Annotated in this window: 23 protein-coding genes, 1 tRNA gene and 1 pseudogene; 14 read left to right on the top strand and 11 right to left on the bottom strand. The window is 71.8% G+C overall.

Annotated features, from left to right (window positions below):
* Positions 1-148: 148 nt before the first annotated feature.
* From V8J39_RS08015 to glmM, 4 genes are all read left to right on the top strand, one after another.
* On the top strand, positions 149-919 hold the full coding sequence (locus tag V8J39_RS08015) for a cell wall hydrolase (protein ID WP_336460371.1): 771 nt from the start codon (positions 149-151) through the stop codon (positions 917-919).
* 93 nt (positions 920-1,012) lie between these two features.
* On the top strand, positions 1,013-1,954 hold the full coding sequence (locus V8J39_RS08010) for a dihydroneopterin aldolase (RefSeq protein WP_336460370.1): 942 nt from the start codon (positions 1,013-1,015) through the stop codon (positions 1,952-1,954).
* A 46-nt stretch (positions 1,955-2,000) separates the two neighbouring features.
* The gene (folP, locus tag V8J39_RS08005) at positions 2,001-3,023 is read left to right on the top strand and encodes a dihydropteroate synthase (protein ID WP_336460369.1); all 1,023 of its coding nucleotides are present in this window, start codon (positions 2,001-2,003) and stop codon (positions 3,021-3,023) included.
* Positions 3,020-4,366, top strand: a complete 1,347-nt coding sequence (gene glmM, locus V8J39_RS08000) for a phosphoglucosamine mutase (RefSeq protein ID WP_336460368.1) — start codon at positions 3,020-3,022, stop codon at positions 4,364-4,366. Before folP ends, glmM begins: the two co-directional genes overlap by 4 nt.
* A 50-nt stretch (positions 4,367-4,416) precedes the next feature.
* On the opposite strand, the gene V8J39_RS07995 is transcribed toward glmM, so the two are convergent.
* Positions 4,417-5,625 (bottom strand): OpgC family protein, encoded by a 1,209-nt coding sequence (locus tag V8J39_RS07995; protein WP_336460367.1) that lies wholly within the window; start codon positions 5,623-5,625, stop codon positions 4,417-4,419.
* Between the two features lie 234 nt (positions 5,626-5,859).
* Between V8J39_RS07995 and V8J39_RS07990 the strand changes: the two genes are divergently transcribed.
* Entirely contained in the window at positions 5,860-6,690 is an 831-nt protein-coding gene (locus V8J39_RS07990; protein WP_336460366.1) for a DUF6635 family protein, read from the top strand.
* 62 nt (positions 6,691-6,752) lie between these two features.
* Here the strand turns inward: V8J39_RS07990 and ilvC are convergent, their stop codons facing one another.
* Complete coding sequence (gene ilvC / locus V8J39_RS07985; protein WP_336460365.1) at positions 6,753-7,775, bottom strand: ketol-acid reductoisomerase; 1,023 nt, start codon at positions 7,773-7,775, stop codon at positions 6,753-6,755.
* Positions 7,776-7,897: 122 nt separating this feature from the next.
* On the opposite strand from ilvC, the gene V8J39_RS07980 reads away from it, so the two are divergent.
* Positions 7,898-8,362, top strand: a complete 465-nt coding sequence (locus V8J39_RS07980) for an Lrp/AsnC family transcriptional regulator (protein WP_336460364.1) — start codon at positions 7,898-7,900, stop codon at positions 8,360-8,362.
* A gap of 100 nt (positions 8,363-8,462) precedes the next feature.
* Positions 8,463-8,921 (top strand): Lrp/AsnC family transcriptional regulator, encoded by a 459-nt coding sequence (locus V8J39_RS07975; RefSeq protein WP_336460363.1) that lies wholly within the window; start codon positions 8,463-8,465, stop codon positions 8,919-8,921.
* A gap of 57 nt (positions 8,922-8,978) precedes the next feature.
* Here the strand turns inward: V8J39_RS07975 and V8J39_RS07970 are convergent, their stop codons facing one another.
* Together V8J39_RS07970 and V8J39_RS07965 are read right to left on the bottom strand one after the other, a co-directional pair.
* Positions 8,979-10,175, bottom strand: coding sequence for a UbiH/UbiF family hydroxylase (locus tag V8J39_RS07970; protein WP_336460362.1), 1,197 nt, complete (start codon positions 10,173-10,175; stop codon positions 8,979-8,981).
* Between the two features lie 58 nt (positions 10,176-10,233).
* A complete protein-coding gene (locus tag V8J39_RS07965; RefSeq protein WP_336460361.1) occupies positions 10,234-10,902 on the bottom strand; it encodes a pyrimidine 5'-nucleotidase in 669 nt (222 codons plus the stop codon).
* Between the two features lie 140 nt (positions 10,903-11,042).
* Between V8J39_RS07965 and V8J39_RS07960 the strand changes: the two genes are divergently transcribed.
* The gene (locus V8J39_RS07960; RefSeq protein ID WP_336460360.1) at positions 11,043-11,672 is read left to right on the top strand and encodes a GntR family transcriptional regulator; all 630 of its coding nucleotides are present in this window, start codon (positions 11,043-11,045) and stop codon (positions 11,670-11,672) included.
* 19 nt (positions 11,673-11,691) lie between these two features.
* On the opposite strand, the gene V8J39_RS07955 is transcribed toward V8J39_RS07960, so the two are convergent.
* Together V8J39_RS07955 and carA are read right to left on the bottom strand one after the other, a co-directional pair.
* Positions 11,692-13,608: a glycosyltransferase gene (locus V8J39_RS07955; protein WP_336460359.1), complete on the bottom strand. Its 1,917-nt coding sequence runs from the start codon at positions 13,606-13,608 to the stop codon at positions 11,692-11,694.
* A 230-nt stretch (positions 13,609-13,838) separates the two neighbouring features.
* A complete protein-coding gene (carA, locus tag V8J39_RS07950; RefSeq protein ID WP_336460358.1) occupies positions 13,839-14,999 on the bottom strand; it encodes a glutamine-hydrolyzing carbamoyl-phosphate synthase small subunit in 1,161 nt (386 codons plus the stop codon).
* 195 nt (positions 15,000-15,194) lie between these two features.
* Here carA and V8J39_RS07945 point away from each other — a divergent pair, with 195 nt between their 5' ends.
* The gene (locus V8J39_RS07945; RefSeq protein WP_336460357.1) at positions 15,195-15,656 is read left to right on the top strand and encodes a GatB/YqeY domain-containing protein; all 462 of its coding nucleotides are present in this window, start codon (positions 15,195-15,197) and stop codon (positions 15,654-15,656) included.
* 267 nt (positions 15,657-15,923) lie between these two features.
* Here the strand turns inward: V8J39_RS07945 and V8J39_RS07940 are convergent, their stop codons facing one another.
* Both V8J39_RS07940 and V8J39_RS07935 read right to left on the bottom strand, forming a co-directional pair.
* On the bottom strand, positions 15,924-16,421 hold the full coding sequence (locus V8J39_RS07940) for a DUF2244 domain-containing protein (protein WP_336460356.1): 498 nt from the start codon (positions 16,419-16,421) through the stop codon (positions 15,924-15,926).
* Between the two features lie 90 nt (positions 16,422-16,511).
* Entirely contained in the window at positions 16,512-17,444 is a 933-nt protein-coding gene (locus tag V8J39_RS07935; protein WP_336460355.1) for a hypothetical protein, read from the bottom strand.
* 229 nt (positions 17,445-17,673) lie between these two features.
* Here V8J39_RS07935 and V8J39_RS07930 point away from each other — a divergent pair, with 229 nt between their 5' ends.
* Positions 17,674-18,027: a hypothetical protein gene (locus V8J39_RS07930; RefSeq protein WP_336460354.1), complete on the top strand. Its 354-nt coding sequence runs from the start codon at positions 17,674-17,676 to the stop codon at positions 18,025-18,027.
* Between the two features lie 212 nt (positions 18,028-18,239).
* Here the strand turns inward: V8J39_RS07930 and ctaD are convergent, their stop codons facing one another.
* The 3 genes and pseudogenes from ctaD to lipB form a co-directional block, all read right to left on the bottom strand.
* Positions 18,240-19,913 (bottom strand): cytochrome c oxidase subunit I, encoded by a 1,674-nt coding sequence (ctaD, locus tag V8J39_RS07925; protein ID WP_336460353.1) that lies wholly within the window; start codon positions 19,911-19,913, stop codon positions 18,240-18,242.
* 158 nt (positions 19,914-20,071) lie between these two features.
* Positions 20,072-20,485, bottom strand: a complete 414-nt coding sequence (locus V8J39_RS07920) for a c-type cytochrome (RefSeq protein WP_336460352.1) — start codon at positions 20,483-20,485, stop codon at positions 20,072-20,074.
* Positions 20,486-20,665: 180 nt separating this feature from the next.
* Positions 20,666-21,370 (bottom strand): annotated as a pseudogene (lipB, locus tag V8J39_RS07915) (lipoyl(octanoyl) transferase LipB); the annotation flags it as partial.
* A gap of 117 nt (positions 21,371-21,487) precedes the next feature.
* On the opposite strand from lipB, the gene V8J39_RS07910 reads away from it, so the two are divergent.
* The 4 genes from V8J39_RS07910 to V8J39_RS07895 all read left to right on the top strand — a co-directional run bounded on the left by V8J39_RS07910 (position 21,488) and on the right by V8J39_RS07895 (position 25,174).
* Positions 21,488-22,996 carry a peptidoglycan-binding domain-containing protein gene (locus V8J39_RS07910; protein WP_336460351.1) on the top strand — a complete coding sequence of 503 codons (1,509 nt, stop codon included), beginning with the start codon at positions 21,488-21,490 and terminating at the stop codon, positions 22,994-22,996.
* 150 nt (positions 22,997-23,146) lie between these two features.
* Positions 23,147-23,233 (top strand) — tRNA-Leu (locus tag V8J39_RS07905).
* A gap of 73 nt (positions 23,234-23,306) precedes the next feature.
* On the top strand, positions 23,307-24,152 hold the full coding sequence (locus V8J39_RS07900) for an alpha/beta hydrolase (protein WP_336460350.1): 846 nt from the start codon (positions 23,307-23,309) through the stop codon (positions 24,150-24,152).
* A 41-nt stretch (positions 24,153-24,193) separates the two neighbouring features.
* The gene (locus tag V8J39_RS07895; RefSeq protein WP_336460349.1) at positions 24,194-25,174 is read left to right on the top strand and encodes a hypothetical protein; all 981 of its coding nucleotides are present in this window, start codon (positions 24,194-24,196) and stop codon (positions 25,172-25,174) included.
* Positions 25,175-25,208 lie beyond the last annotated feature (34 nt).

Raw genomic sequence — 25,208 nt, 5'->3', positions numbered from 1 at the left:
CGCCTTGCGCGGGAACGGTCGCGTTTTGCGACCGGGTGGCGGAAATCCGCCGACAAATCAGTCCCTTGGTGGGCAATGTTCAAACCGGTCTTTAATTGCCCCCGGTCGCGGAGATTCCGCGCGCCGTTGAAACAATGCCGGAAGCCGCATGACCCGTCTTCTCCGTTCGACCCTGGCCGCGAGCCTGATCGCCCTGGCGGGACCCGCCGCGGCGGACGTCACGATGAGCCAGTCGAACGCCCCCGCCGCCGCGATCGAAGGCGACGCGGCCCGGCTTCTGGGGCAGGAACACGCGGCGCTGTCGGGCGTCGCGCCCACGGCGGTCGCGGCGATGGTCGGCCCCGGGCCGCAGACCCAGCGCGGCCTGTTCGGCGCCTTCGCCCGGTTCGGGCGCAGCGGCGCGGTCGAGGGCCGGGCGACCGAGGCGAAGGTCACCGATCCCGCCTGGCTTGCCAGGCAGCCGATCCCCAAGGGTGACGACCAGTACCAGTGCCTGGCGCAGGCGCTGTATTTCGAGGCCCGCGGCGAGGGGCTGGACGGCCAGGCCGCGGTGGCCGAGGTGATCCTGAACCGGGTCGAGGCGCGCGACTATCCCAACACCATCTGCGGCGTGGTCAACCAATCGGGCGGCGGCAGCTGCCAGTTCTCGTACACCTGCGACGGCCGCCCCGAGACGATCGGCGACCGCTCCGCCTGGGACCGGGCCGGGCGCGTCGCCCGCGCGATGATGGACGGCGCGCCGCGCCTGCTGACCGCGGGCGCGACCCATTTCCACACGCCGCGCGTCAATCCGGGCTGGGCCCGGCGCTTCGTGAAGACCGCCACGATCGGTGACCACATCTTCTACCGCAAGCCCGGCGCCGCCGTCGCCTCGGGCGAAGAGGTCGTGGCCGACGCCTCGGGCACGCTGCGCCGCTGAGGTCGCCCCGGCCCGAAAAGGGGGCGGATTGCGCCTTCCCAGACCGGCCCGCGGCGATATATATCGCGCGTCTTTTCCCGCGGGAGCCTCGTCATGAGCACCGATATCAGCCTGGCCTTCGCCCATCCCGAGGAGCGGGCCGAAGCCTCGGCCGGGGCCGATCCCCGCGACCGCATCTCGCTGCGCGACCATGTCGTCGCGGCCGATATCGGCGCCTTCCAGCAGGAGCGCGGGCAAAGCCAGCGGCTGCGCTTCAACGTCGTGGTCGAGGTGCGCCCGCATCCCGCCGCGCTTGAGGACGACGTCGACCGGATCCTGAGCTACGACCGGATCACCGAGGCGATCGCGGCCGAGCTGGGCGCAAGCCGGCTGAACCTGCTCGAGACGCTGGCCGAGAAGGTCGGCGAGCGCATCCTGGACGAGCCGCAGGCGATGCGGGTCTTCGTGCGGATCGAGAAGCTCGACCGCGGCCCCGGCGCGCTGGGGGTCGAGATCGTGCGCTCGCGCGCCGCCGCCCCGGTGCGGGCACGGGCCGAGGATGGCTCGGACGCGGCGCTGCACCCGGTGGTGGCCTATCTCGACAACGCGACGATCGAGGGGCCGGGGCTGGCGGCGCGGCTGGACGCGCTGCAGGCCGAGGGCGTGCCGGTGATCCTGGCGGTGGGCCTGCCGCCCGGCGCGGTGCCCGAAAGCGGCCAGCCGGTCACCCAGCGGCGCATCGACCTGCTGGCGATCGAGCAGAACGCCTGGCGGCTGGCCGCGCGCGACCGCCGCTGCGTCGTCGTCGCCTCGCGCACCGAGATCGACTGGGCGATGAAGCACGACCAGATGGTGGTCTGGGCGCCGTCGAAGATCGTGCTGGACGCGGTGGACGGGCCCAAGGGCGCGGCGGGCGACGGCGTCGCGCTGGCGCTGTGGCTGGCCGAGAGCCTGGCCGCGACGCGGCTCGAGCTGCACGGGCCCGGATTGCGGGACGGCGTTCACGCCAATATGTCGGCGCCGGCGGGAAGCCGCGTTCCCGTGATCGCCCGCTGAGCCCCGGGGCCTTGCCAAGGCCGGGCGCTTGCGGTGAATGGGGCGGATGATGCGCTACTATCGCCCGCTGTGCCAGACCGGCCTGCCGATGACCCTGACCGCCCGCCGCCTGGCCGGGGGCTGGTCGTGGTTCGACCATGTCGAGGTTCTGGAACGCGGCATCGCGCCGCGGGTGATCCCGGTCGGCGACCTGCCGCAAAGCGCGCTGCAGGCGCTGACCCTGCCGCGCGCGGCCCATGCCGGGATGGCGATGGACCGGCCGCGGATCATGGGCATCCTGAACACCACGCCCGACAGCTTTTCCGACGGCGGCCGCTTCGACAATCCCGACATCGCCATCGCCCGCGCCCGCGAACTGACCGTGGCTGGCCAGCACATTCTCGACATCGGCGGCGAAAGCACCCGTCCCGGCGCCCCCGAGGTGCCCGTGGACGAGGAGATCGCCCGCACCGCCCCGGTGATCGCCGCGCTGCGCCGCGCCGGGCACGAGGGGCCGATCTCGATCGACACCCGCAAGGCCGCGGTGGCCGAGGCCGCGATCGCGGCCGGGGCCGACCTGGTGAACGACGTCTCGGGCTTCGACTTCGATCCCCGGATGGCCGAGGTCGTGGCCCGCAGCGGCGTCGCGGTCTGCCTGATGCATGCGCAGGGCATCCCCGAGACGATGCAGGACAACCCGGCCTACGACGACGTGCTGCTGGACGTCTACGACGCGCTGGCCGAGCGGGTGGCGCGGGCCGAGATGGCGGGCATCCACCCCGCGCGGATCTCGGTCGATCCGGGCATCGGCTTTGGCAAGACCGAGGCGCACAACATCGCGCTGATCCGCGGCCTGTCGCTGTTCCATGGCCTGGGCTGCCCGGTGCTGCTGGGGGTGTCGCGCAAGCGCTTCATCGGCCGGATCGGCGGCGGCGACGGCGGCACGGCTGCGGGGCGGATGCCCGGCACCGTGGCGATCACGATCGAGGGGCTGCGCCAGGGCGCGCAGATGCACCGGGTGCATGACGTGGCCGAGGTGACGCAGGCGCTGCGCCTGTGGCAGGAACTTCAAGGAGGGGAGCAGGCATGAGCCGCAAGCTGTTCGGAACCGATGGCGTCAGGGGCCGCGCCAATTCCCACCCGATGACCGCCGAGATGGCGCTGCGCCTTGGCGCGGCCGCCGGCCGCTGGTTCCGCCGCGACGGCTCGACCGTGCATCGCGCGGTGATCGGCAAGGACACCCGGCTGTCGGGCTACATGCTGGAGACCGCGCTGACCGCCGGGCTGACCTCGACGGGGATGAACGTGCTGCTGCTGGGGCCGGTGCCGACGCCGGCGGTCGGGTTCCTCACCCGCTCGATGCGGGCGGACCTGGGGATCATGATCTCGGCCAGCCACAACCCGGCCGACGACAACGGGATCAAGTTCTTCGGCCCCGACGGCTTCAAGCTGTCGGACGAGGCCGAGGCCGAGATCGAGGCGATGCTGGAAGGCGAGATCCGGCTGGCGCAGCCGCACAACATCGGGCGTGCCAAGCGTATCGACACCGGGCTTGGCCGCTATGTCGAATATGCCAAGACCACCTTCCCGCGCGGCGACACGCTGCGGGGCCTGAAGATCGTGGTCGACTGCGCCAACGGCGCCGCCTATCGCGCCGCGCCCGAGGTGCTGTGGGAGCTGGGCGCCGAGGTGATCGCCATCGGCACCGCGCCGGACGGGCGCAACATCAACGCGGGCGTGGGGTCGACCCATCCCGAGGCCGCGGCGAAGGCCGTGGTCGCGCATGGCGCCGATGTCGGCATCTCGCTCGACGGCGATGCCGACCGGGTGATGATCCTCGACGAGACCGGGGCGGTGGCCGACGGCGACCAGATCATGGCGCTGATCGCCGGCCGCTGGGCCGAGGAGGGGCGGCTGCGGGGCGGCGCGCTGGTGGCGACGGTGATGTCGAACCTCGGGCTAGAGCGCTACCTCGACGGTCGCGGCCTGCGGCTGGAGCGCACGGCGGTCGGCGACCGCTACGTGGTCGAGCGGATGCGCGAGAAGGGGATGAACCTTGGCGGCGAGCAGTCGGGCCACATCGTGATGACCGACTATGCCACCACCGGCGACGGGCTGATCGCCGGCCTGCAGTTCCTGGCCGCGATGGCCGAGACCGGGCGCCCGGCGTCGGAGCTGGTGCGCCAGTTCGAGACGGTGCCGCAGCTTCTCAAGAACGTGCGCTATGCCGCCGGCCAGGCCCCGCTGGAGGCCGAGGCGGTGCAGGCGATCATCCGGGCCTCGGAGGCGCGGCTGGCGGGGCAGGGGCGGCTTCTGATCCGCAAGTCGGGGACCGAGCCGCTGATCCGGGTCATGGCGGAATGCGAGGATGCGGGCCTTTTGGGCGAGGTCGTCGACGAGATCGTCGCCGCGGTCGAAAAAGCGGCAGCCTGACGCGAGACGGGCGGCCGCGATGGCCGCCCGATGTTCGATTCAGGCAAGCGTCACTTGCGCCGCGCGGCGGCGACGGCGACCGGCACCGGCTTTGCCGCGACCGGCGCGCCGCCCTGCAGCCATTCGCGGCCCAAGGCGACCAGCCACAGCGGCACCAGCATCGCCAGCAGTGCGCCATTGGCCGCCATCGGCGCCAGCGTCCGCTCCGCCATCGCGATCGACAGCAGGTAGACCAGCACCACGTGCGCCGCGAAGATCTGCAGCGAGTGGCGGCCCAGCATCACCAGCGCCTCGCGGGTGAAAAGCCAGCGGAACGCCTCGCCCGCCCAGGCCAGGCCCCGGTTGCCGCTGGTCGGCCCTGCGACGACCAGCCAGGTCACGAGGTAGAGGTTGACCGCGAAGGCCACCACGTAGATCGGCGCGAGGTTGCCGCGGTCGATGTTGGCGAAGATCATCCGTCGCCAGCCCTCGTCGCCCGCGCCGCTCCAGGCCATCACGTCGAGGGTGCCGAGGACGAGGAAGGCCGCGAGCGCGATCCAGAACACCGCCCGCATCTCGGGCCGCTTCAGCCGGTCGAGATCGAGCCGCCCCTCGGCCATCAGCCAGCCGAGCCAGAGCCCGCCCACGAACAGCGCCTGCCAGGCGAAGACGTTGAAGTAGATCCCGAGGTTGATCCCGTGCCCGGCCGCCGACAGCGCGCCTTCGACCGGAAGCTGGGCGAGGTCGGGCCAGCCGGTCTGCGCGACCAGCCACAGGCAGATCGAGGCCGCCAGCACGACGACGCCCTGGCCGCGCGAGAACATCACCAGCACCGCGGGCGTCGCCAGCATGAAGATGATGTACATCGGCAGAATGCCCATGTGCAGCGTGCCGGTCAGCAGCAGCGCCTGGGCGAGGGTGAAGACCAGCGGCTCTTCGGCGGGCTGGCGCAGGATCTGCGCCTCGACCCCCGCGAGCGGCAGCAGGAGCGCGGCGGCAAGGAACAGCAGGATCAGGCCGGCATGGTAGCTGTAGATCGTGCGCACCCGCGCGAAGATCCCCGCCCGCATCGCGCCGGCGCCCTTGCGCACCAGCCGCTTGGCATAGACCAGCCCGACCACGAGGCCCGAGATGAAGACGAAGCCCTGCGCATCCTCGACCCAGCCGAAATAGTGGTGGTTGATGTGGCCGAGCGGCGCATCGAGATAGGCGTTGGCATGCGCCACCATCATGAAGACGAGGAAAAATCCCCGGAAGCCGTCCAGTATGTTGAGGCGCATGGGATCCTCCCGCGCGGATGAGGGGCTCCGGAACGCGGCGACGGGGCCGGGCGCCGGGCCGCGGGGGGCGGCCGGTGCCGGCGGAACGCCGCGTCGGCGGGACGGCCGTTTGTCCGGATGGTTGTGGCAACAAGTCGCGACGGCGCGGTCCGGTTCCGCCCGCCCGCGGGCCGTCGGCGGCCGCTGGCCGACGGCGCCCCTTGCGCGGGCCCCGTCCGGCGCCATCTTCAGCCGATGACCATGCCCCCGCCGCCCCCGGCCGACATGCCCGCCGCCGCCTTCGATGCGGCGCGCGCCCGCGTGTCCGGCTTTGCGCGGCGGCATTTCTCGGTGCGGGGCACGCTGCGGCTGCACCGGGCGGCGCTGGGTTGGGACCTGCTGCGCGCGCCGGCCAACACCGCGCTTGCGCCGGTGAACCTGCTGCTGCGGCTGCTGGCGATGGCGCTTTACGCGGCGCGGGCGCGGGGTCTTGCGCGCCGGATCGCGGCGCGGCCGCTGATCCTGCGCACCGACACCGCCCGCGCGATCGAGCGGCTGGTGCGCGACGAGCTGCTGGGCCCGCCGATCGCCGCGGATGCGCTGCACCTGGGCGCCTATGGCGACACGCGCGGGGCGGTGGCCGAGTTCACGACCTCGCTGGTGCCGCTGGGGGCGGGGGCGGCGCTGTTCAAGACGGTGACGCCGGGCGTGCTGAGCCTGGCGCCGGCCTTCGCGCTCAGCGTGGCGCAGGGCGCGGCGATCGCGGCCTTCCCGCTGGGGGGTGGCATCGGCGCGCTGTGGTACGGCGCCTTTCCGGCTGCGCCCTCGACGGGGCTGACGCTGGGGGTGGCGGCGGCGATGATGCTGGTGCTGTCGCTGTGCGCAAGCTTCGCGGGGCTGGTGGCCGACCCGGTGCAGCTGCGCCTGGGTATCCACCAGCGGCGCCTGCACCGGCTGATCGACGCGCTCGAGGCCGAGGCGCGGGACGCGGGCTCGGGCCGGTTCGCGGCCGGCGAGCACTATCTGGCGCGGGTCTGGGACGCGACCGACGCAGGCGTCAGCCTGATCCGGATGCTGGGGCGCTGAGCGGGCAGGAAAAGACCGCGCATCCCGGGGATGCGCGGTCCGGTGTCATCTGGCCGGCAGGCTCAGTTGCGGGCCTTGTCGACCATCTTGCCTTTCGAGATCCACGGCATCATCGCGCGCAGCTTCTCGCCGACCTGCTCGATCTGGTGTTCGTCGTTGATGCGGCGGGTCGCCTTGAACGAGGGCTGGCCGACGGCGTTTTCCTGCATGAAGTCACGCACGAACTTGCCGTTCTGGATGTCGGTCAGAACCGCCTTCATCCGGGCCTTGGTCTCGTCGTAGGGCAGGATCCGCGGGCCCGAGACGTATTCGCCGTATTCGGCGGTGTTCGAGATCGAGTAGTTCATGTTCGCGATGCCGCCTTCGTAGATCAGGTCCACGATCAGCTTCACCTCGTGCAGGCACTCGAAATAGGCCATCTCGGGTTCGTAGCCGGCTTCGACCAGGGTTTCGAAGCCCATGCGGATCAGCTCGACCAGGCCGCCGCAGAGCACGGCCTGCTCGCCGAACAGGTCGGTCTCGCATTCCTGGCGGAAGTTGGTCTCGATGATGCCCGAGCGGCCGCCGCCGATGGCCGAGCAGTAGCTCAGGCCGATTTCCATGGCCTTGCCGGTCGCGTCGTTGTGGACCGCGACCAGGCAGGGCACGCCGCCGCCCTTGACGTATTCGCCGCGCACGGTGTGGCCCGGGCCCTTCGGCGCCATCATGATCACGTCGACGCCCGGCTTCGGCTCGATCAGGCCGAAATGCACGTTCAGGCCGTGGGCGAAGGCGATCGCCGAGCCTTCGCGCAGGTTGTCATGCACGTATTTCTTGTAGGTCTCGGCCTGCAGCTCGTCGGGCATGGTGAACATGATCACGTCGCACCAGGCCGCGGCCTCGGCGATGCCCATGACCTTGAGGCCCTCGCCTTCGGCCTTCTTGGCCGAGGGGCTGCCTTCGCGCAGGGCGACGACGATGTTCTTCGCGCCCGAATCGCGCAGGTTCAGCGCATGGGCGTGGCCCTGCGAACCGTAGCCGAGGATCGCGACCTTCTTGTCCTTGATCAGGTTGATGTCGCAATCGCGATCGTAATAGACGCGCATCGGGGTCTCCTTTTCCCTCTGGATGCGTGCATCATAGGCGAAGGCGGGATTGGCTTCTTGCAAAGCGGTGGGAATTTCGCGCATCTGCGGAAAGATCATTCGCCGGATGCGGGTTGTGCGAGATGTCCATTCAGGTTGACGATACCGACCGGCGGCTGCTGCGCCAGCTGATGGCCGAGCCGGGGCTGCCGACGGCGGAGCTTGCCGCGCGCGCGGGGGTGACCACGGCCACCTGCTGGCGCCGGCTGGAGCGGCTGGCCGAGGCGGGGATCCTGAAGGGGCAGGAGGCGGTCGTGGACTGGCGGGCGCTGGGATACGAGGTCGAGGTCAGCCTGCGCTTCATCCTCGACAAGACCGAGCCGCGCGCCTTCGACGAGTTCACCGAGGCCGCGCGCCGGGTGCCGGAGGTGATCGGGATCGAGACCTTCCTGGGCCGGGTCGACCTGCGGCTGACCGTGATCGCGCGCGACATGCGCCATTATCAGGAGATCTATCGCGCGCGGATCCTGACGCTGCCGCACATCGCCGACATCGAGGCGCTGATGCTGGTGGCGACGGTGAAGCATTCGGAAACCCTGCCGGTGTGACGGCCCAGTGTGACGGCGCCCGGGCGGGGGCGCGGGTGGCGGGCGCCGGAGGGGCTGCCGGCCCCTCCGGACCTCCCCGGGGATATTTGGACAAAGTCGAATGATCGATCTGGATGACATGGACCGGCAGATCCTGCGGGCGCTGGTGGCGGATGCGACGGTCAGTGCCGGGGCGCTGGGGCGGCGGCTGGGGCTGAGCCAGCCCGCCTGCTGGCGCCGGGTGCGGCGGCTGGAGGAGGCGGGGGTGATCGCCGGGCGGCGGGTGGTGCTGGACCGCGAGGCGCTGGGCTTCGGGGTGACGGTGTTCCTGGGCGTGAAGCTGCAGACCAAGGGGCGCGTCAGCCTCGAGGATTTCGAGCGGGCGGTGACGGCGATCCCGGAGGTGCAGCTGGTGCAGCACGTGCTGGGGCTGTTCGACTACCGCCTGCGGGTGGTGGCGCGCGACATCGCCGATTTCGAGCGGGTGCTGCGGCGGCGGATCATGACCCTGCCGGGCGTCGGCAATGTCGAGGCCAACGTGCTGCTGAGCGAGGAGCGCCGGCCGGGGCCGATCGGCTGAGTCGGTCGGCTGAGGCGGTCGGCTGAGTCGGTGGGCTGCAGCGGTCGGCGGGTGCGGTCAGCCGATGCCGAGGCCCGCCTTCATCGCCAGCCGGCGCAGCGGCGCGATGCCGTGGATCGCCGAGAGGCCGGCGGCGCGCAGGTCGCGCAGCGGCTGCGGCGCCAGCATCGAGGCGCGGTTGAGAAGGTCGATCCCGGCGAGGCGGGCGCGGATCTCGGGCGCGCGGGCGCGGGCATAGGCGGCCAGCATCCCGGCGCTGCCCAGCGCGTCGGGATCGGCGACGGCGAGGTCGCGCAGGGTGCGGATGTCGGCAAGGCTCATGTTCAGGCCCTGCGCGCCGATCGGCGGCACGACATGGGCGGCCTCGGCCACCAGCGCGCTGCGCGGGCCGGTCAGGCGGTCGGCGTGGCGGGCGATGATCGGCCAGACCGGGCGGCGGGTGATGAGCGTCAGGGGCCCGAGGAGGCCGCAGCTGCGCCGGGCGAGCTCGGCCTCGAAGGCGGGGGCGGGCAGGGCCGCGAGGCGCATCGCCTCGGGGCCGGTCTCCATCCAGACCACGGCCGAGCAGGGCAGGCCGTCGCGGTCGGGCAGCGGCACGAGGGTGAAGGGGCCGCCCGAGCGGTGGATCTCGGTCGAGACGTTGCCGTGCGGGATCGGGTGGGTGACGGCGAAGACCAGCGCCTTCTGGCCGTAGCGGCAGGTGCGGGCCCCGATCCCGAGCGCGGTGCGCACCGCGCTGTCGCGGCCGTCGGCGCCGACGAGGAGCCGGGCCGAGACCGTGGTGCCGTCGCTGAGCCGCGCCCGCGCCTCGGTCTCGCGCGCGAGAAGACCCGCAAGACCGCAGCCGGGGCGGAAGCGGGTGCCGGTCAGCGTCTCGAGATGGGCCGCGATCTCGCGCCGCAGCAGCCAGTTGGGGAGGTTCCAGCCGAAGGGCTGGTCCGAGATCTCGGCCGCGTCGAAGTCGCGGATCGCGCGCGGCTCGGGCGCGGGGCCGCCCGCGTCGACGATGCGCATCACCTGCAGCGGCGTCGCATGCGGCGCGAGGCGCGGCCAGAGGCCGATCTCGTCCAGAAGCCGCACCGAGGGCTGCAGGAAGGCGGTCGAGCGCAGGTCGGCGTCGGGATCGGCATCCGAGCTGGCGGGCGGGGCCGGGTCGACGACCAGCGTCGCGAAGCCCGCCGCACCGAAGGCCGCCGCGGCGATCAGCCCGGCGATGCCGCCGCCGGAAATCAGGATGTCGGTGGTCTCGGTCATCGCGCGCCTCCGGGTCTGGTCCCTAGGTAGCGCCGCGGCGGGGCGGTTTGAAGGGGTGTCAGAGCGCGATCCGGGCAAGGAAGCCCGCGAGGTCGTCGGTGTGGTGGTGGATGTGCGGCGCGGGGGCGGCGGTCTCGGCCACGTGCACCGTGCGCATGCCCATCGCATGCGGCGCGGCGAGGTTGCGCAGGTCGTCCTCGAACATCGCGCCGCGCGCGGGCGTGATCCCGGCCAGCGCGAACACCGTCTCGAAGGCGGCGCGCTCGGGCTTGGGGCGGAAGCCCGCGTGCTCGACGCCGTAGATGCCGTCGAACAGCCCGTCGAGCCCGCGCGCGGCCAGCACCCGCTCGGCATAGGGGCGCGAGCCGTTGGTGTAGACGATGCGCCGCCCCGGCAGCCGCGCGATCGCCGCGGCGAGGTCGGGGGCGGGCGCGAGCTGGGCCAGCGAGATGTCGTGCACGTCGTCGAGATAGGGCACCGGGTCGATCCCGTGTTCGCGCATCAGCCCGGCGAGGGTGGTGCCGTGCAGCTGCCAGTAGCGCCGGCGCAGCCCGTCGGCCTCGTCGCGCCCGACGCCGAGGCTCGACATCACCCAGGCGGTCATCCGGACCTCGATCTGGTCGAAGAGCCGCGCCGAGGGCGGATAGAGCGTGTTGTCGAGGTCGAAGACCCAGTCGGTGACGCCGTCGAAGCCGGCGATCGGGGCGGGGAGGGGGAGCGTGGCCATGGCGCGACGCTAGGCCGGGGCGCGGGCGCGCGCAAGCCGGCCGCGCAGCGCCTGCGCCGAGATGCGCGCTTGCCGAGCGGGGCCCGGCGGGCCTAGGGTGCGCGCCTGATCCCGCAGCCCGAACCGGACCGCCGAAGCCGATGCAGAAAGACGCCTACAGCCTGATCCTCGACGCCATCGACCAGGGCATCTACCGCCCCGGCGACCGTCTTGTGGAAAGCGAGCTTGCCGAACGCTTCGGCGTCTCGCGCACCCCGATCCGCGAGGCGCTGCAGCGGCTCGAGACGCAGTCGATGGCGGCGCGCGACGGCCGCAGCCTGGTCGTGGCCTCGCTCGACCACAACCAGCTGGCCGAGCTTTACGTGGTGCGCGCCGAGCTGGAGGGGCTGGCGGCGCGGCTCGCGGCGCTGCACGCGACCGAGGAGGAGTGCCGGGTGCTGAACGACATGGTCGCGGCCGACCGGCTGCTGGCGGGCGATCCGAACGCGCTGAGCCGCGCGAACCGCCGCTTTCACCGGCTGATCCACCTTGCGTCGCACAACCGCTACCTGGTGCAGCAGCTCGACCTCGTGCACCGCTCGATGGCGCTGTTGGCCACGACCTCGCTGGCGGCCGAGGGCCGCAGCGAGGCGACGCTGGCCGAACACGGCGCCATCGTCGAGGCGATCGCGCGGCGCGACCCCGATGCCGCCCAGGCCGCGCTGCGCACCCATATCAGCAAGGCCTTCGAGACCCGGCTGAAGCTGGACGCGGGCGAGATCCGCGGCTGATCCCGGCGCCGCCAGCGGCTCAGGACGGGCGCAGCGGATGCACCCGTCGATCCTCGCGCTCGGCCTCGGCCAGGTCGGCCATCAGCGCGTCGGGCAGGCCCGCCAGCGCCTCGGGCGCGGTGTCGAGCCCGGGCGCGCGCCCGGCGGCGATGTCGACCAGCGCCTGGTCGAAGACGCCGTGCTGGGTCTTGTCCCAGTAGAACGGCCTTGCGATGATCTCGTGCAGCGCCTTCCAGGCCGAGAAGGTGGCAAGCATGTTGTAGACATGCAGCACCGGCAGCCAGCGCCAGAGATGGCGGTGCGCCCGGCCGCGCGTGGCCCAGGCCGCGGCCAGCATCGTCACCACCTCGGCGCCGATGAACAGCGCGACCGCGGCATGGATCGCGCCCGGCGGCAGGCTCGCGGTCACCGGGTGGGGCAGGGCGAGCGACAGCAGCCAGAAGCTCCAGAGCACCGGTGCCAGCAGCGCCTGCAGCACCGATCCCAGCAGCAGCACCTGGATGCCGAGGAACGGCAGGGCCCCGATCTCGCGCCAGAGCCGCAGCGGCGCGCGCATGTGCACCGACCAGGTCACGAGAAATCCCTTCTGCCAGCGCGAGCGCTGCTTGATCCAGGGAATCACCCGCGCGTTCGCCTCCTCGAGCGTGACGATGCCGATCAGCTCGGTGCGCAGCCCGCGCCGGTGCAGCCGCAGCCCGAGGTCGGCATCCTCGGTCACGTTGTGCGCGTCCCAGCCGCCCAGCTCCTCGAGCGCGGCGCGGCGGAAATAGAGCGTCGTGCCCCCGAGCGGCACCACCATCCCCATGCGCGCGAGCCCGGGCAGCAGCACCCGGAACCAGGCCGCGTATTCCATGGTGAAGGCGCGGGCGATCCAGTTGGTGCGCGGGTTGTAGAAATCGAGCACGCCCTGCAGGCAGACCGTCGTCTCGGGCAGTTCGGCGAAGCGGCGCACGATGCGGTGGATGTGGTCGGGGGCGGGCGCGTCCTCGGCGTCGTAGACGCCGACGATCGAGCCGCGGCAGAAGTTCAGCGCGAAGTTCATCGCCCGCGGCTTGGTGCGGATCGGCCCGCGCGGCACCACGATCGGCCGGATCCAGCCCGGCAGGCCCGCCGCCTCGATCGCCTGGCGCGTCACCGCGTCGTCCTCCTCGATCACCAGCAGGACGTCCAGAAGCTCGCGCGGGTAGTCGAGCCGCGCGATCCGGGGCAAGAGCTTGCTGGCGACCTCGGGCTCGTGGAACATCGGCACCATGACCGAGACCACCGGCAGCCGGCCGACCTGCGCGTCGCGGTCTGCCGGCAGGTTGCGGCGGAAGCAGGTGGCGGCGAGCGCCGAGAGCTTGAGCAGCTGCGAGGCGACCAGAAGCCCCAGCGCCAGCGCGAACAGCCCCAGGAACACCGCCCGCGGCGCCAGCAGGAAGCCGAGCGCCAGCGTCGTGGTGACCGCGATCGCGACGCGGGCGTTGCGCAGCGGCGAGAGCGTGCGCGCCGACATCTCGGCCGGCACCTGCCATTCCGCGCGCCGCGCAAGCCGGGTCTGGCGCAGCGACAGCAGCGCCGCGCGGATCTGGCGGTCGGTCGCCAGCGCCATCAGGCAGGGCCCGAGCCGGGCCTGCAGCGTCTGGGCCGCGGCGGCGAAGCCGTCGGGATGCGCGGTCACCAGCACCACCCGCCCGCCGACCCGGCGCCAGGGGATCACCCCGTGGCGCAGGCAGTCGCGGGTGCCGGCGATGTCGAGAAGCCGCGGATCGGGCGGGCGGGCGGCGAGATTGAGCGCCTCGACCCGCCACTGCTGCGCCTGGGCGGCGAGCAGCGCGCCCTCGTCGACCCAGGCGTGGGCCAGCAGGATCTCGGCCAGCGGCAGGTCCAGCCGCGCGCCGAGCGCCACGGCCCGCATCAGGTTCTGCGGCTCGACCGCGCCGCGTTCAAGCAGCACTTGGCCAAGCGGCGGTCGGGACAGGGTCCGGTGCGGACGCGCGATGCCAGGGCCTGCCCGTCGGACGGGCAGCCTGACCACATCTGGTTCGGGCACGGGGGCAGCTCCTCGCAGGTGATGCCCGGAGGCTCGCCCGCGAGGGTTAAAACGCCGTTAAGCTTACCGACGGTGACACCCGTCCGGGCGCAACGCCCCGCACGTCGGCCGGCGCAGGATCAGGCCGCGCAGGATCAGGCGGCGCGGCGGGCCTTCATCGCCTCGGCGAAGCGCTCGAACAGGTAGTAGCTGTCCTGCGGGCCGGGGCTGGCCTCGGGGTGGTACTGCACCGAGAACACCGGCTTGCCGTCGACGGCGATGCCGCAGTTCGAGCCGTCGAAGAGCGACACGTGGGTCTCGCTCACGCCCACCGGCAGCGACTGGCTGTCGACGGTGAAGCCGTGGTTCATCGAGGTGATTTCGACCTTGCCGGTGGTCAGGTCCTTGACCGGGTGGTTCGCGCCGTGGTGGCCGTGGTTCATCTTGATGGTCTTGGCGCCAAGCGCCAGCGCCAGCATCTGGTGGCCAAGGCAGATGCCGAAGACCGGCACGTCGCGCGCGAGCACGCCCTGGATCATCGGCACGGCATAGGTGCCGGTCGCGGCCGGGTCGCCGGGGCCGTTCGACAGGAACACGCCCTCGGGGTTCAGCGCCAGCACCTCTTCCGCGGTGGCGGTCGCGGGCAGCACCGTCACGTCGCAGCCGGCCGAGGCGAGGCAGCGCAGGATGTTGCGCTTGGCGCCGTAGTCGATCGCCACCACCTTCATGCCGTCGCCGGTGCGCTCGGAGAAGCCCTCGGGCCAGGCCCAGCGCATCTCGTTCCAGCGGTAGCTCTGCGCGCAGGTCACGTCCTTGGCAAGGTCGAGCCCGACGAGGCCGGACCAGGCGCGGGCCTTCTTCACCAGCGCGTCGATGTCGAAATTGCCCTCGGGATCATGGGCGAGGGCGACATGCGGCGCGCCCTGCTGGCGGATGGCGCGGGTCAGGCGGCGGGTGTCGATGCCACCGACGCCGATCCGGCCGCGCTTTTCCAGCCAGGGCACAAGGTGCCCGGCGGCGCGCCAGTTCGACGGCTCGGTCGGGTCCCACTTGACCACCATGCCGGCGGCCACGGGATCGCCGGTCTCGTCATCCTCGGGGTTGGTGCCGACGTTGCCGACATGGGGGAAGGTGAAGGTCACGACCTGGCCCGCGTAGGAGGGATCAGTCATGATCTCCTGGTAGCCGGTCATCGCGGTGTTGAAGACCAGTTCGGCCACCGTCTCGCCCACGGCGCCGAAGCCGGTGCCGTAGAACAGCGTGCCATCGGCGAGGGCGATGCAGGCTGTGGGTTTCGGCTGCGGTTGGCTGGTCATGGCGCGACTCCACGGGGCGGTCAAATTCGCGGCAACCTATGTAAGGCGCGCGGCGCGGTCAAGGCGGGTTCGGCCCGCCGCCGTCGGGCCCCGGCGGGGCGCTGGCCGGGCGCTGGTCACGGCCCGGGCGCGCATTGGCAGAAGCCGCGGAAACCGCTATATTGGCCGCCTTTGCAACGTCTCACGGACCTCCCCATGACCATGAAAGACCGCATCGCCTCTGCCCTGAAGGAGGCGATGAAGGCCAAGGACGCCGACCGTCTGTCGACGCTTCGGCTGATCAATGCCGCGATCAAGGACCGCGAGATCGCGGCGCGCGGCGAGGGCGGCGGCGAGGGCGGGGTCGGCGACGCAGAGGTGCTGGCGATCCTGGCCAAGATGGTCAAGCAGCGCCAGGAAAGCGCCCGCGCCTACGAAGAGGGCGGCCGGCTGGAGCTGGCCGAGAAGGAACTGGCCGAGATCAAGGTGATCGAGGAATACCTGCCGCGGCAGCTGACCGGCGACGAGATCGCCGCGGCGATCGACGGCGCGGTGGCCGAGACCGGGGCCGCGTCGCTGCGCGACATGGGCAAGGTCATGGGCGCACTGAAGGCGCGCTATGCCGGGCAGATGGATTTCGGCGCGGTCGGCGGGCTCTTGAAGGCGCGGCTCGGCTGAGCGACGAACCGCGCGGGCGCGCCCGGCGTTCCCTGCGCAGCCTGCTATGGGTGCCCGCCCGACCCGGTTCCCCACACCAGACATCCGCGCCCGGTTCGGGCGCGCGATCCAAGGCCCGGCAGCGGTGCCTGCGCCGTGCTGTCGGCCAGGCGCGGCGCGGCCCGCGGGATGGCCGCGGCGACGCCACGCCAGGGCCTGACCGGGCGGCGCTCGCAAGCCTGAGGCGACCCGGCCGCGCGGGGGGCTTCTTTTGGGTTCTTCCGGGGCTCAGCCCGGCGCGGTGACGGCGGCGAAGGCGCGGGCAAGCTCGGGCTTCAGCCGCGCGCGCTCGTCCTCGCTCAGGAAGGCGCCGATCTCGACCTCGCGGCCGGCACCGCGCAGGGTCAGGTAGAACGGAACCGGCCCGCCGGCGTCGTAGTGCCGGATCTCGACCCAGTAGGGATTGGCGGCCCAGTGCCGCGCCGGGCCGCGGGCCGGGCGGTGGCTGAGCGTGACCTCGTCGCGGGTCAGCCGCAGGATCTCGAGCACCTCGCCGTCGCGGTAGCTGCGCGCGAGCGCCCACCAGACCGCTCCGATCGCGGCCAGCAGGAACGGCAGCAGCGCCCAGAGCACCGGCGTGCCCAGCACCGCCATCAGCGGCACCGCCAGCAGCAGCGCCGTCGCGGCGATGAACCCGACGAAGCCGCGCCGCGGCAGCGAGCGGTAGGGCCACAGGTGCAGCTCGGCCTCGGCCGCCGCGGGGGCGGGCATCCATTCGTAGGGCATCGGCGGCGCCTCGTCTTCGGAGCGGGGCAGGCGCCCAGCTAGCCCCGTCCCGCGCCGCGCATCAAGCGCTCCCGCACGTCAGATCGCACCTCAGCCCGGCGGCTCGCGCGCGCTGTCGAGCATGATCGTCAGCGCCGTCAGCTCGGCGAAGGTGACCTGGTCGACGGGGTAGAGGCTGTCGCGGTTGAGGAAGCCAAGCACCGTTGCGGCCAGCGTCTCGGGCCGGATCGGCGGCAGGTCGAACCCCGCCAGGTCCTGTGCGAGATCGCCGCGCGCGGCGCGCAGGTAGCACGCGCCCGGCAGCGATTCGGTCTGGGGGATGCGCAGCATCAGCACCCGCCCGCTCGAGGGGCGCGGCTCGGGACCCGAGATGATCACCCCCTGCATCTGCCCGATCAACACGCGCGCCGGCCGCCCCGGCGCCAGGAGCGAGAAGAACAGCCGCTCGTGCTGCTGCCGGCCGGAGGCGACGACAGAGGTATGCAGCACCGAGCCGTCGCGGAAGGCCTCGCCCTCGCAGCTCAGCAGCCCGTCGGGCAGCGCCTCGGCATAGCGCGCGACCAGCTTGTGGCGCTTGCCCTCCTCGATGGTGAACAGGCCGCGGACCAGCCGGTCGCGCTGCGACGGCGACCAGGCCCAGGAATAGGCGACATAGGTGCCGCAGAGATGGTCGCCGGTCTCCTCGGTCCGGTCCGAGCCCAGCCAGGCATCGCCGGCGAAGGCCTGGGCCCGCAGTTCGAGATCGGCGGCATCGGCGGAATAGAGCATGCACAGCTCGGTCAGGAAGGCCTCGGTCGAGCAGCCGGCGAACCACGCGCCCGAGCGCGCGGAGCCGACGAGCCTGGCCCAATCCTCGTAGACCTGCAGGGAGCGCGGCTGGGCGCGGCCCTGCAGCCATTTGAAACTGCGCTCGAGCTCGAACTCCGTCGCGGGATTGACGCTTCGGAACCGCGCGCAAAGCTCTTTGCGGGTTCCACAGGCGAGGACCGCTGCCGTCAGGCTGAGTTTTCGGGCGAAGGACATTTCAGTAACAGCTTAGACTCATTCCATTAGTCGCCACGTGGCGCCCGACCAGAATAGCAGAAGATTGCTGCCGGAAAATGGAAGAGGATACAACTTCCAGTGGCTTCCAAGTTTCGGCGTCGCGGCAGCGCCCGCGGGATCGGATAGTCGAAAGGCCGCCGGGTTCGAGGGGGGTCCCGGGCCGGCGGTACCATTTCCGTTTCCGTTCAGTCTGTGGGGAGTTCACGCCATGAAACAACCATACCGGGTGCTCGTACCGCCCGCCGCCGCCGTGCTGACGATCGCGCTTGCCGTCGCCGGCGGGGCGGCGCTGGCCGAGTCGCTGGTGCCGCCGGTCGTCGGGACGACCGATGCCGCGGCTTCGGCGAACCTTGGCCGCTATCGCACCATCGCCCCGATCGAGCAGGCCGATGCCGCGATGGTCACGCGCTCGGGCAGCGCGGGCCGGTACGACCGGTCGATGGCGCCCGGCGCCGAGGGCATGGGTGGCTTCGGTCCGCGCGGCGACGCGGGCGGGAAGTACCAGGTGCGCGGACCCGTGACGCCGGGGCCCGCGGGCGAAATCGAGCTTGCCGGCGGCTGACCGCCGCCCGGGCCGCGCCGGCGGCCCGCAAGCGCGGACCCGGCGATCGGGCGGGTTCAGGTCCGGCCCGGCCGGATCGGGCCTGCGCCAGACGACAGCGGCCCCGGGCGGGATGCCCGGGGCCGCGTCGTTTTCGGTGGCGGACCGTCGCGCGGGGCGCGCGCGGCGGCCGGGGTCCGGGGCGGGGTCCAGGGCGGGCCGGGGCCGGCGCCTCAGTGCGCGTGGGTCCGGTCCCAGTCCTCGCGCTTGGGCAGCTGCTCGAACGTGTGCTCGGGCGGCGGCGAGGGCAGGGTCCATTCCAGCGTGTCGGCGTATTCGTTCCAGTAGTTCGCCTCGGTCACCCGGGCGCCGCGGGTCAGCGTGTAGAACACGATGCCGATGAAGAAGACGAAGGACGCGAAGCTGAGGAAGGCCCCCATCGACGACACGAAGTTCCAGGTCGCATAGGCTTCCGGATAGTCGATGTAGCGCCGCGGCATGCCCTGGCGGCCCAGGAAGTGCTGCGGGAAGAAGGTCAGGTTCGCACCGATGAACATCATCCAGAAGTGCAGCTTGCCCGCCCATTCCGGGTACTGCCGGCCCGACATCTTGCCGATCCAGTAGTAGACGCCGGCGAAGATCCCGAAGACCGCACCAAGGCTCATCACGTAGTGGAAGTGCGCCACGACATAGTAGGTGTCGTGATAGACCCGGTCGACCGGCGCCTGCGACAGGACCACGCCGGTCACGCCGCCGACGGTGAACAGGAACAGGAAGCCGAAGGCCCAGAGCATCGGCGTCTTGAACTCGATCGAGCCGCCCCACATCGTCGCGATCCAGCTGAAGACCTTCACGCCGGTCGGCACCGCGATGACCATGGTGGCCAGCATGAAGTAGCTCTGCTGCGTGAGCGACATGCCCACGGTGTACATGTGGTGCGCCCAGACGACGAAGCCCAGCACCCCGATCGCCACCATCGCGTAGACCATCGGCAGGTAGCCGAAGATCGGCTTGCGCGAGAAGGTCGCGATCACGTGGCTGATGATGCCGAAGCCCGGCAGGATGATGATGTAGACCTCGGGGTGGCCGAAGAACCACAGGATGTGCTGGTAGAGGATCGGATCGCCGCCGCCGGCCGGATCGAAGAAGGCGGTGCCGAAGTTGCGGTCCATCAGCAGCATGGTGATCGCGCCGGCGAGCACCGGCAGCGACAGCAGGATCAGCCACGAGGTGACGAAGATCGACCAGCCGAAGAGCGGCACCTTGTGCAGGGTCATGCCCGGCGCGCGCATGTTCAGGAAGGTGGTGATCATGTTGATCGCGCCCAGGATCGACGAGGCGCCCGAGACGTGGACCGCGAAGATCGCGAGATCCATCGACGAGGTGTCGGCGTTCTGCGTCGAGAGCGGCGGATAGAGCACCCAGCCCACGCCCGCGCCCGCCTGGCTGTCGCCGCCCGGCGCCAGCATCGAGGCGACGCCCAGGCAGACGCCGGTGACGTAGAGCCAGTAGCTGAGGTTGTTCAGCCGCGGGAAGGCCATGTCCGGCGCGCCGATCTGCAGCGGCATGAAGTAGTTGCCAAAGCCGCCGAACAGCGCCGGGATGACGACGAAGAACATCATCAGCACGCCGTGATACGTGATCATCACGTTCCACAGGTGGCCGTTCGGGGTGCAGGCCTCGGCACTGGGGAACAGACGCGCGCCTTCGAGGCACATGAACTGCACGCCCGGATGCATCAGCTCCATGCGCATGTAGACGGTGAACAGCACCGACAGCAGGCCGACCGCGCCGGCGGTGAACAGGTACAGGACACCGATGTCCTTGTGGTTCGTCGACATGAACCAGCGGGTGAAGAACCCGCGCGGATCATGCTCTGCGTGGCCATGAACGGCTGCGTCGGCCATAGATCTCTCCCAATCCCTCGCGACGCCTCCGGGCCTCCTGCGCCGCACACGAAAAAGTCATAAGCCGAATGGCGCTTGCGGGCAATCGCGGCGTGGCTGACGTCGCGCAAAAACCGGTGACGGCGCCGGTGGCCGGCCGCCGTCGCCGGTCGCGGGCCTCACTGCCCGACGCTGGCCAGGTAGGCCGCGACGTCGGCCTGCGCCTTGTTGAGCTTGAAGGTCATCTTGGTCTTCGCGCCCTTGTCGCCGGTCTTCTCCTGCACGAACTTGTTGGGGTCGGTGACATAGGCCGCGAGATCCTCCTCGGTCCAGACCTCGCCGGCCTCGCCCAGCTCCTTGAGCGCGTCGGAATAGGAGAAGCCCTCTTCCGCGGCGGCGGGGCGGCCGATCACGCCGAACAGGTTCGGGCCGGTCTTGCCGCCCTTCACGATGTCGGTGCCGTCGGCCGAGGTGATCGCGTGGCAGGCGCGGCACTTCTTGAACTCGCTCTCGCCTTTCGCGGCGTCCTGCGCGGACGCGGCACCGGCCAGGACGACGAGCGCCCCGGTCGTGGCGATCAGTTTGGTCAGCATGGGTATCCTCCTTGGCATTCCTCGCGCGCCGTCGCGGCGCCCTTGCTAGGCCCTGCCGGCAGGTGCGCCTAAGCGGCACGCTGTCGCGGGCGCGCGTCCCGTCCGCCAGAATGCCGCCCCGCGGCGCCGCCGTCGCGTCCTCCATTGGTCGTAGGAGGATCGCGGCCGCCGGGCGCGCGGTCAACCGGCGGCGCAGGCCCGCGCGGCGCCGGGCGCGCGGCCGAACACCTCGTCGAACTTCGCCTGCAGCACCGCGTCGAGATCGTCGAGCGTCACCGGCAGCCCGAGATCGACGAGGCTGGTGACCCCGTGGCCGCGGATGCCGCAGGGGACGATGCCGTCGAAATGCGACAGGTCGGGCTCGACGTTGATCGAGATGCCGTGGAAGCTGACCCAGCGGCGCAGCTTCACGCCGATCGCGGCGATCTTGTCCTCGCGCGCGGAGCCGTCGAAGAGCGGCGGCTTGTCGGGGCGGCTGACCCAGACCCCGACGCGGCCGTCGCGCTTCTCGCCGCGGATGTTGAACTCGGCCAGCGTCTCGATCACCCAGTCCTCGAGCCGCGAGACGAAGCAGCGCACGTCGCGCCCGCGCTTGTTGAGGTCGAGCATCACGTAGGCCACGCGCTGGCCGGGGCCGTGATAGGTGTACTGCCCGCCGCGGCCGGCCTCGAACACCGGGAAGCGGTCGGGGGCGACCAGATCGGCGGGATCGGCCGAGGTGCCGGCGGTGTAGAGCGGCGGATGCTCGAGCAGCCAGATCGCCTCGCCGGCCTCGCCTGCCGCGATCGCGGCCACCCGCTCCTCCATCGCCTTCAGCGCCACGGGGTAGGGCACCGGGGCCTGGCTGTGGATCCATTCGACCATCGCGCGCTCCGTTCGCTGCGGCTGAGCCCGGGCGCGCGCGTGTGGGGGCGGGCCCGGGTGAAAAAGCGGATTTCCTCGCGCGGTCGTGATAGCCTGACCGCAATTTCAGAAGTGCCAGTTCTATTTCGGAGTAGATCGATGATCGTGAAGCGAATTGCAACGGCCTGCCTGGCAGGTTCCCTGGTCCTTGCCCCCGCGGGCCGCGTCGCGGCCGATGGCAAGGATGCAGCGCTTGGCCTGATCGTGGGCGGCATCCTTGGCGGTGCCATCGTCAACGAGAACAACAAGGCCCGCCAGCGCGAAGCGGTCGCCCAGCAGCAGTACCGCCGCAACGCCGCCAGTTCCGCCGCGCGCGCCGCCCAGCGCGAGCAGAACCGCGAGGTGCAGACGGCGCTGAACTACTTCGGCTTCCCGGTCGGCACGCCCGACGGCGCCTTCGGCCCGCGCACCCGCAGCGGCATCTCGGAGATGCAGGCGGTGCTGGGCTATCCGCCGACCGGCGAGCTGACCGAATACCAGCGCACGCTGCTGGTCGGGTCGTACCACCGCGGCGTCGCCTCGCCGCAGACGATGCAGCTGGCGGCCGGCCAGCCGATGGGGATGCGCGGCCTGCTGGTCGCCTGGCGCGACGAGCAGATGGGGATCGCCGCCCAGCCCGCGATGCCGGTGATGCCCGCCCAGGCGATGCCCGCCCCCGCGATGCCGGCCCCGGCGATGCCCTCGCAGGCCGCGCCCGCGGTGATGGCCGCGCTGCCCGTGGTGCCCGGGGCCGCGCCGGCCGCCGGCCTGCCGTCGTTCATGGGGGGCGACATCGCGCAGGCCTCGCTGGCCTCGCAGTGCAACAAGGTCAGCCTGATGACCTCGACCAACGGCGGCTTCGTCACCGCCGCCAGCCTGAGCGATCCGAATCAGGCGCTGGCCGAGCAGTTCTGCCTCGCGCGGACCTACGCGATCGCGCAGGGCGAGGAGATGGCGGGCCGGATCCAGGGCTTCACGCCCGCGCAGATCGCGCAGCAGTGCCAGGGCTTCGCGCCGGCGATGGCGGCGCAGGTCGCGGCGGTGGCGATGCAGCCGGCCAACGTGGTGATGTCCGAGGTGCAGGGCTTCGCCGCCAGCAGCGGCATGACCCCGCAGCAGCTGATCTCGACCGCGAAGATCTGCCTCTCGGTCGGCTACCGCACCGACGACATGGCGGTGGCGATCAGCTCGGGCCTGCTGCTCGCCTCGCTGGGCGAGGCGCCCTATGCCGAGCTGATCGGCCATCACCTGTCGCAGGGATTCGGCACCTCGCAGCGGCCCGACCTGGCGCTGTCGTGGTATGACACGGCCTTCGACGCGCTTGGCATGGGGGTGACGCCGGTCTTCGCGCCGGGCCAGCCCGAGCGGACCGCGCTCGTGCGCAGTGCCGCCTACCGGGCGGGCGGGCGCGCCGATCCGATGGCGGCCCCCGTTCCGGCCGCGCTGCCCAGCTTCGGCGCGCCGGCGCAGCAGTCCTTCGTCGCGCCGCCGGCCCTCGGCGCCGCGCCCGCAGGCGCCGCGGTGCCGGCGATGGCGGTCGGCGCCACGGACGGCATCACGGGGGGGGCAGGGGGCGCCGGGACGCTGCCCGAGGCCGCGCCGCTGCCGCTGACGACCTTCGGGAACTGAGGGGGCGGGCCGGCGGCGGCCCCGCGCGACGGGCGCCGCCGCTGGGCCTTGCAGGCCGATCGACGGGGTGAAAATTCCCTCTTGAGTACCCCGTTTTCCTCGGCTAGAAGGCCCACACCTCAGCGGGGCTGGCGCCTCGCAAAACAGAGTGCGGTCGTGGCGGAATTGGTAGACGCGCAGCGTTGAGGTCGCTGTGGGCTAACCCCCGTGGAAGTTCGAGTCTTCTCGACCGCACCACTCTCCTTCTTCTGAACAGCCAGGCATGGCGCATCGGTCGCCTTCCCAGCGCCGCATCCGCGCGAGCCCGCCCATGCTGTCCGATCCCGATCCCGATCCCGATCCCGTCTGGTCCCTGCCCGCGCCGGGCGAGCTGCGGCTGACGCTTGCCGCGCGCGCAGCGGGGCAGGGCGTGGTCGTCAGGATCCGGCCGCCGCAGGGCCCTGCGCCCGCGGCCGGCTGGCCGTCGCTGTGGCTGCTCGACGGCGACGCGACCTTCCCGCTGACCGCGCCGGGCGCGGGCCTTGTCGTGGCGATCGCCTTCCCCTCGGGCGAGCGCTTCGACACCCCGCGCCGGTCCGAGGCCTTCACCCCGCCGCCCGACGCCGAGACCGGCGCGCCGCGCTCGGGCCCGGTGCACGGCGGCGCCGCGCGATTCCGCCAGTTCCTGCTGCAGGTCCTGCGGCCGCTGGTCGCCGCGCGCTGGCCGCTCGATCCGGGCGCGACGGTGCTGTTCGGGTTCTCCTACGGCGGGCTTTTCGCCTGCGACACGCTGCTGGCGGCGCCGGGCAGCTTCGCGCGGATCTGGGCGGCGAGCCCGTCGCTGTGGTTCAGCGACCGCCAGCTGCTGCGCCGGCTCGCGGCGGGCGGCACGGCGCTGCAGACGCCGGGGGCGGCACGGCCAGAGGTGACGATCACCGCCGGCTGCCATGAACAGCATCCGCCGCCCAGCACCGCGCCCGAGCGCCGTGCCCATCTCGCGCGGCGCGCGATGCTGGACACCACCGCCGCCTTCGCGCGCGGCCTGCGGGCGGCGGGGCTTCCCGTGACGCTGGTCCATGCCGAGGGGGCCGACCACTTCGCGATGCTCGCGCCCGGCGTCCGCGGTGCGCAAGCTGCCGCCTTCGCACCCTTTTCCCGCCCGGACCATCCGCTATAGTCGCCCCGGGCAAGGGGCGGCTGACAGGCGGCGGGGCGACGATGACGGCATTCAACATCCTGGCCGTGGTGCAGGCGGGGCGGCTGGAATACGAGGCGCTGGTGCTGGCGGCAAGCCTGGCGCAGAACAGCCCCGCGCTGGCGGGTCGCTTGTGGCTGGCCGAGCCGCAGCCGGGCCCGCACTGGCCCGCCGATCCCCGGATCTCGGCCCCGGTGCGGGCGCAGCTGGAAAAGCTGGGCGCGCGGATCGTGCCGCTCGAGAACCGCCAGTTCGGCGCGACCTATCCCTATGGCAACAAGATCGAGGCGCTCGGGGTCCTGCCTGCGGGCGAGCCGTTCCTGTTTCTCGACACCGACACGCTGGTGCTGGGCGATCTGGCCGCGGTGCCCTTCGATTTCGCGCGGCCCGCGGCCTCGATGCGGCGCGAGGGCACCTGGCCCGAGCCGCCGCTTTACGGCCCCGGCTATGGCGCGATCTGGAAATCGCTCTACGACCGCTTCGGGCTGGAGTTCGAGACGACGCTGGACCTGACCCAGCCCGACGAATACTGGGCGCGCTACCTCTATTTCAACGCGGGCTGGTTCTTCGGCGCCGATCCGGCAGCCTTCGGGCAGCGGTTCCTCGACTGGGCGCTGTCGGTGCGCGACGATCCGCCCGAGGCGCTCGCGTGCCAGTCGCTCGACCCCTGGCTTGACCAGGTGGTGCTGCCGCTGGTGATCCACAGCTTCGGCGGCGGGCGCCCGGGGCCGGAGCTGGCCGGGCTCGACGGCGATGTCACCTGCCACTACCGCACGCTGCCGCTGCTTTATGCGCGCGAGAGCGACGCGGTGGTCGCGACGCTTGAGTCGGTGATGGCGCCGAACCCGATCAAGAAGCTGCTGAAGGACTGGGAGCCGATGAAGCGCATCGTCTACCAGGGCCGGGGGGCGAAGGTGCGCGCGCTGTTCGACCGCGACGATCTGCCCCGGCGCGAACAGGCGATCCGCGCCCGGATCAAGGGCGCCGGTCTGTGGATGCGATAAGGCCCGGGCGCCCTGGCGCCTGCCGGTGAGCGGC

Origin of the sequence: Frigidibacter sp. MR17.24 (genome assembly GCF_037095655.1) — a bacterium.
Classification (GTDB): domain Bacteria; phylum Pseudomonadota; class Alphaproteobacteria; order Rhodobacterales; family Rhodobacteraceae; genus Frigidibacter.
This window is presented reverse-complemented; position numbering and strand designations above follow the sequence as displayed.

What these genes read in the sequence shown, in the direction of transcription:
- V8J39_RS08015 (WP_336460371.1), top strand. Translation starts at nt 149, where the DNA reads ATGACCCGTCTTCTCCGTTCGACCCTGGCCGCGAGCCTGATCGCCCTG.
- V8J39_RS08010 (WP_336460370.1), top strand. Translation starts at nt 1,013, where the DNA reads ATGAGCACCGATATCAGCCTGGCCTTCGCCCATCCCGAGGAGCGGGCC.
- folP (WP_336460369.1), top strand. Translation starts at nt 2,001, where the DNA reads ATGATGCGCTACTATCGCCCGCTGTGCCAGACCGGCCTGCCGATGACC.
- glmM (WP_336460368.1), top strand. Translation starts at nt 3,020, where the DNA reads ATGAGCCGCAAGCTGTTCGGAACCGATGGCGTCAGGGGCCGCGCCAAT.
- V8J39_RS07995 (WP_336460367.1), bottom strand. Translation starts at nt 5,625, where the DNA reads ATGCGCCTCAACATACTGGACGGCTTCCGGGGATTTTTCCTCGTCTTC.
- V8J39_RS07990 (WP_336460366.1), top strand. Translation starts at nt 5,860, where the DNA reads ATGACCATGCCCCCGCCGCCCCCGGCCGACATGCCCGCCGCCGCCTTC.
- ilvC (WP_336460365.1), bottom strand. Translation starts at nt 7,775, where the DNA reads ATGCGCGTCTATTACGATCGCGATTGCGACATCAACCTGATCAAGGAC.
- V8J39_RS07980 (WP_336460364.1), top strand. Translation starts at nt 7,898, where the DNA reads ATGTCCATTCAGGTTGACGATACCGACCGGCGGCTGCTGCGCCAGCTG.
- V8J39_RS07975 (WP_336460363.1), top strand. Translation starts at nt 8,463, where the DNA reads ATGATCGATCTGGATGACATGGACCGGCAGATCCTGCGGGCGCTGGTG.
- V8J39_RS07970 (WP_336460362.1), bottom strand. Translation starts at nt 10,175, where the DNA reads ATGACCGAGACCACCGACATCCTGATTTCCGGCGGCGGCATCGCCGGG.
- V8J39_RS07965 (WP_336460361.1), bottom strand. Translation starts at nt 10,902, where the DNA reads ATGGCCACGCTCCCCCTCCCCGCCCCGATCGCCGGCTTCGACGGCGTC.
- V8J39_RS07960 (WP_336460360.1), top strand. Translation starts at nt 11,043, where the DNA reads ATGCAGAAAGACGCCTACAGCCTGATCCTCGACGCCATCGACCAGGGC.
- carA (WP_336460358.1), bottom strand. Translation starts at nt 14,999, where the DNA reads ATGACCAGCCAACCGCAGCCGAAACCCACAGCCTGCATCGCCCTCGCC.
- V8J39_RS07945 (WP_336460357.1), top strand. Translation starts at nt 15,195, where the DNA reads ATGACCATGAAAGACCGCATCGCCTCTGCCCTGAAGGAGGCGATGAAG.
- V8J39_RS07940 (WP_336460356.1), bottom strand. Translation starts at nt 16,421, where the DNA reads ATGCCCTACGAATGGATGCCCGCCCCCGCGGCGGCCGAGGCCGAGCTG.
- V8J39_RS07935 (WP_336460355.1), bottom strand. Translation starts at nt 17,444, where the DNA reads ATGTCCTTCGCCCGAAAACTCAGCCTGACGGCAGCGGTCCTCGCCTGT.
- V8J39_RS07930 (WP_336460354.1), top strand. Translation starts at nt 17,674, where the DNA reads ATGAAACAACCATACCGGGTGCTCGTACCGCCCGCCGCCGCCGTGCTG.
- ctaD (WP_336460353.1), bottom strand. Translation starts at nt 19,913, where the DNA reads ATGGCCGACGCAGCCGTTCATGGCCACGCAGAGCATGATCCGCGCGGG.
- V8J39_RS07920 (WP_336460352.1), bottom strand. Translation starts at nt 20,485, where the DNA reads ATGCTGACCAAACTGATCGCCACGACCGGGGCGCTCGTCGTCCTGGCC.
- V8J39_RS07910 (WP_336460351.1), top strand. Translation starts at nt 21,488, where the DNA reads ATGATCGTGAAGCGAATTGCAACGGCCTGCCTGGCAGGTTCCCTGGTC.
- V8J39_RS07900 (WP_336460350.1), top strand. Translation starts at nt 23,307, where the DNA reads ATGCTGTCCGATCCCGATCCCGATCCCGATCCCGTCTGGTCCCTGCCC.
- V8J39_RS07895 (WP_336460349.1), top strand. Translation starts at nt 24,194, where the DNA reads ATGACGGCATTCAACATCCTGGCCGTGGTGCAGGCGGGGCGGCTGGAA.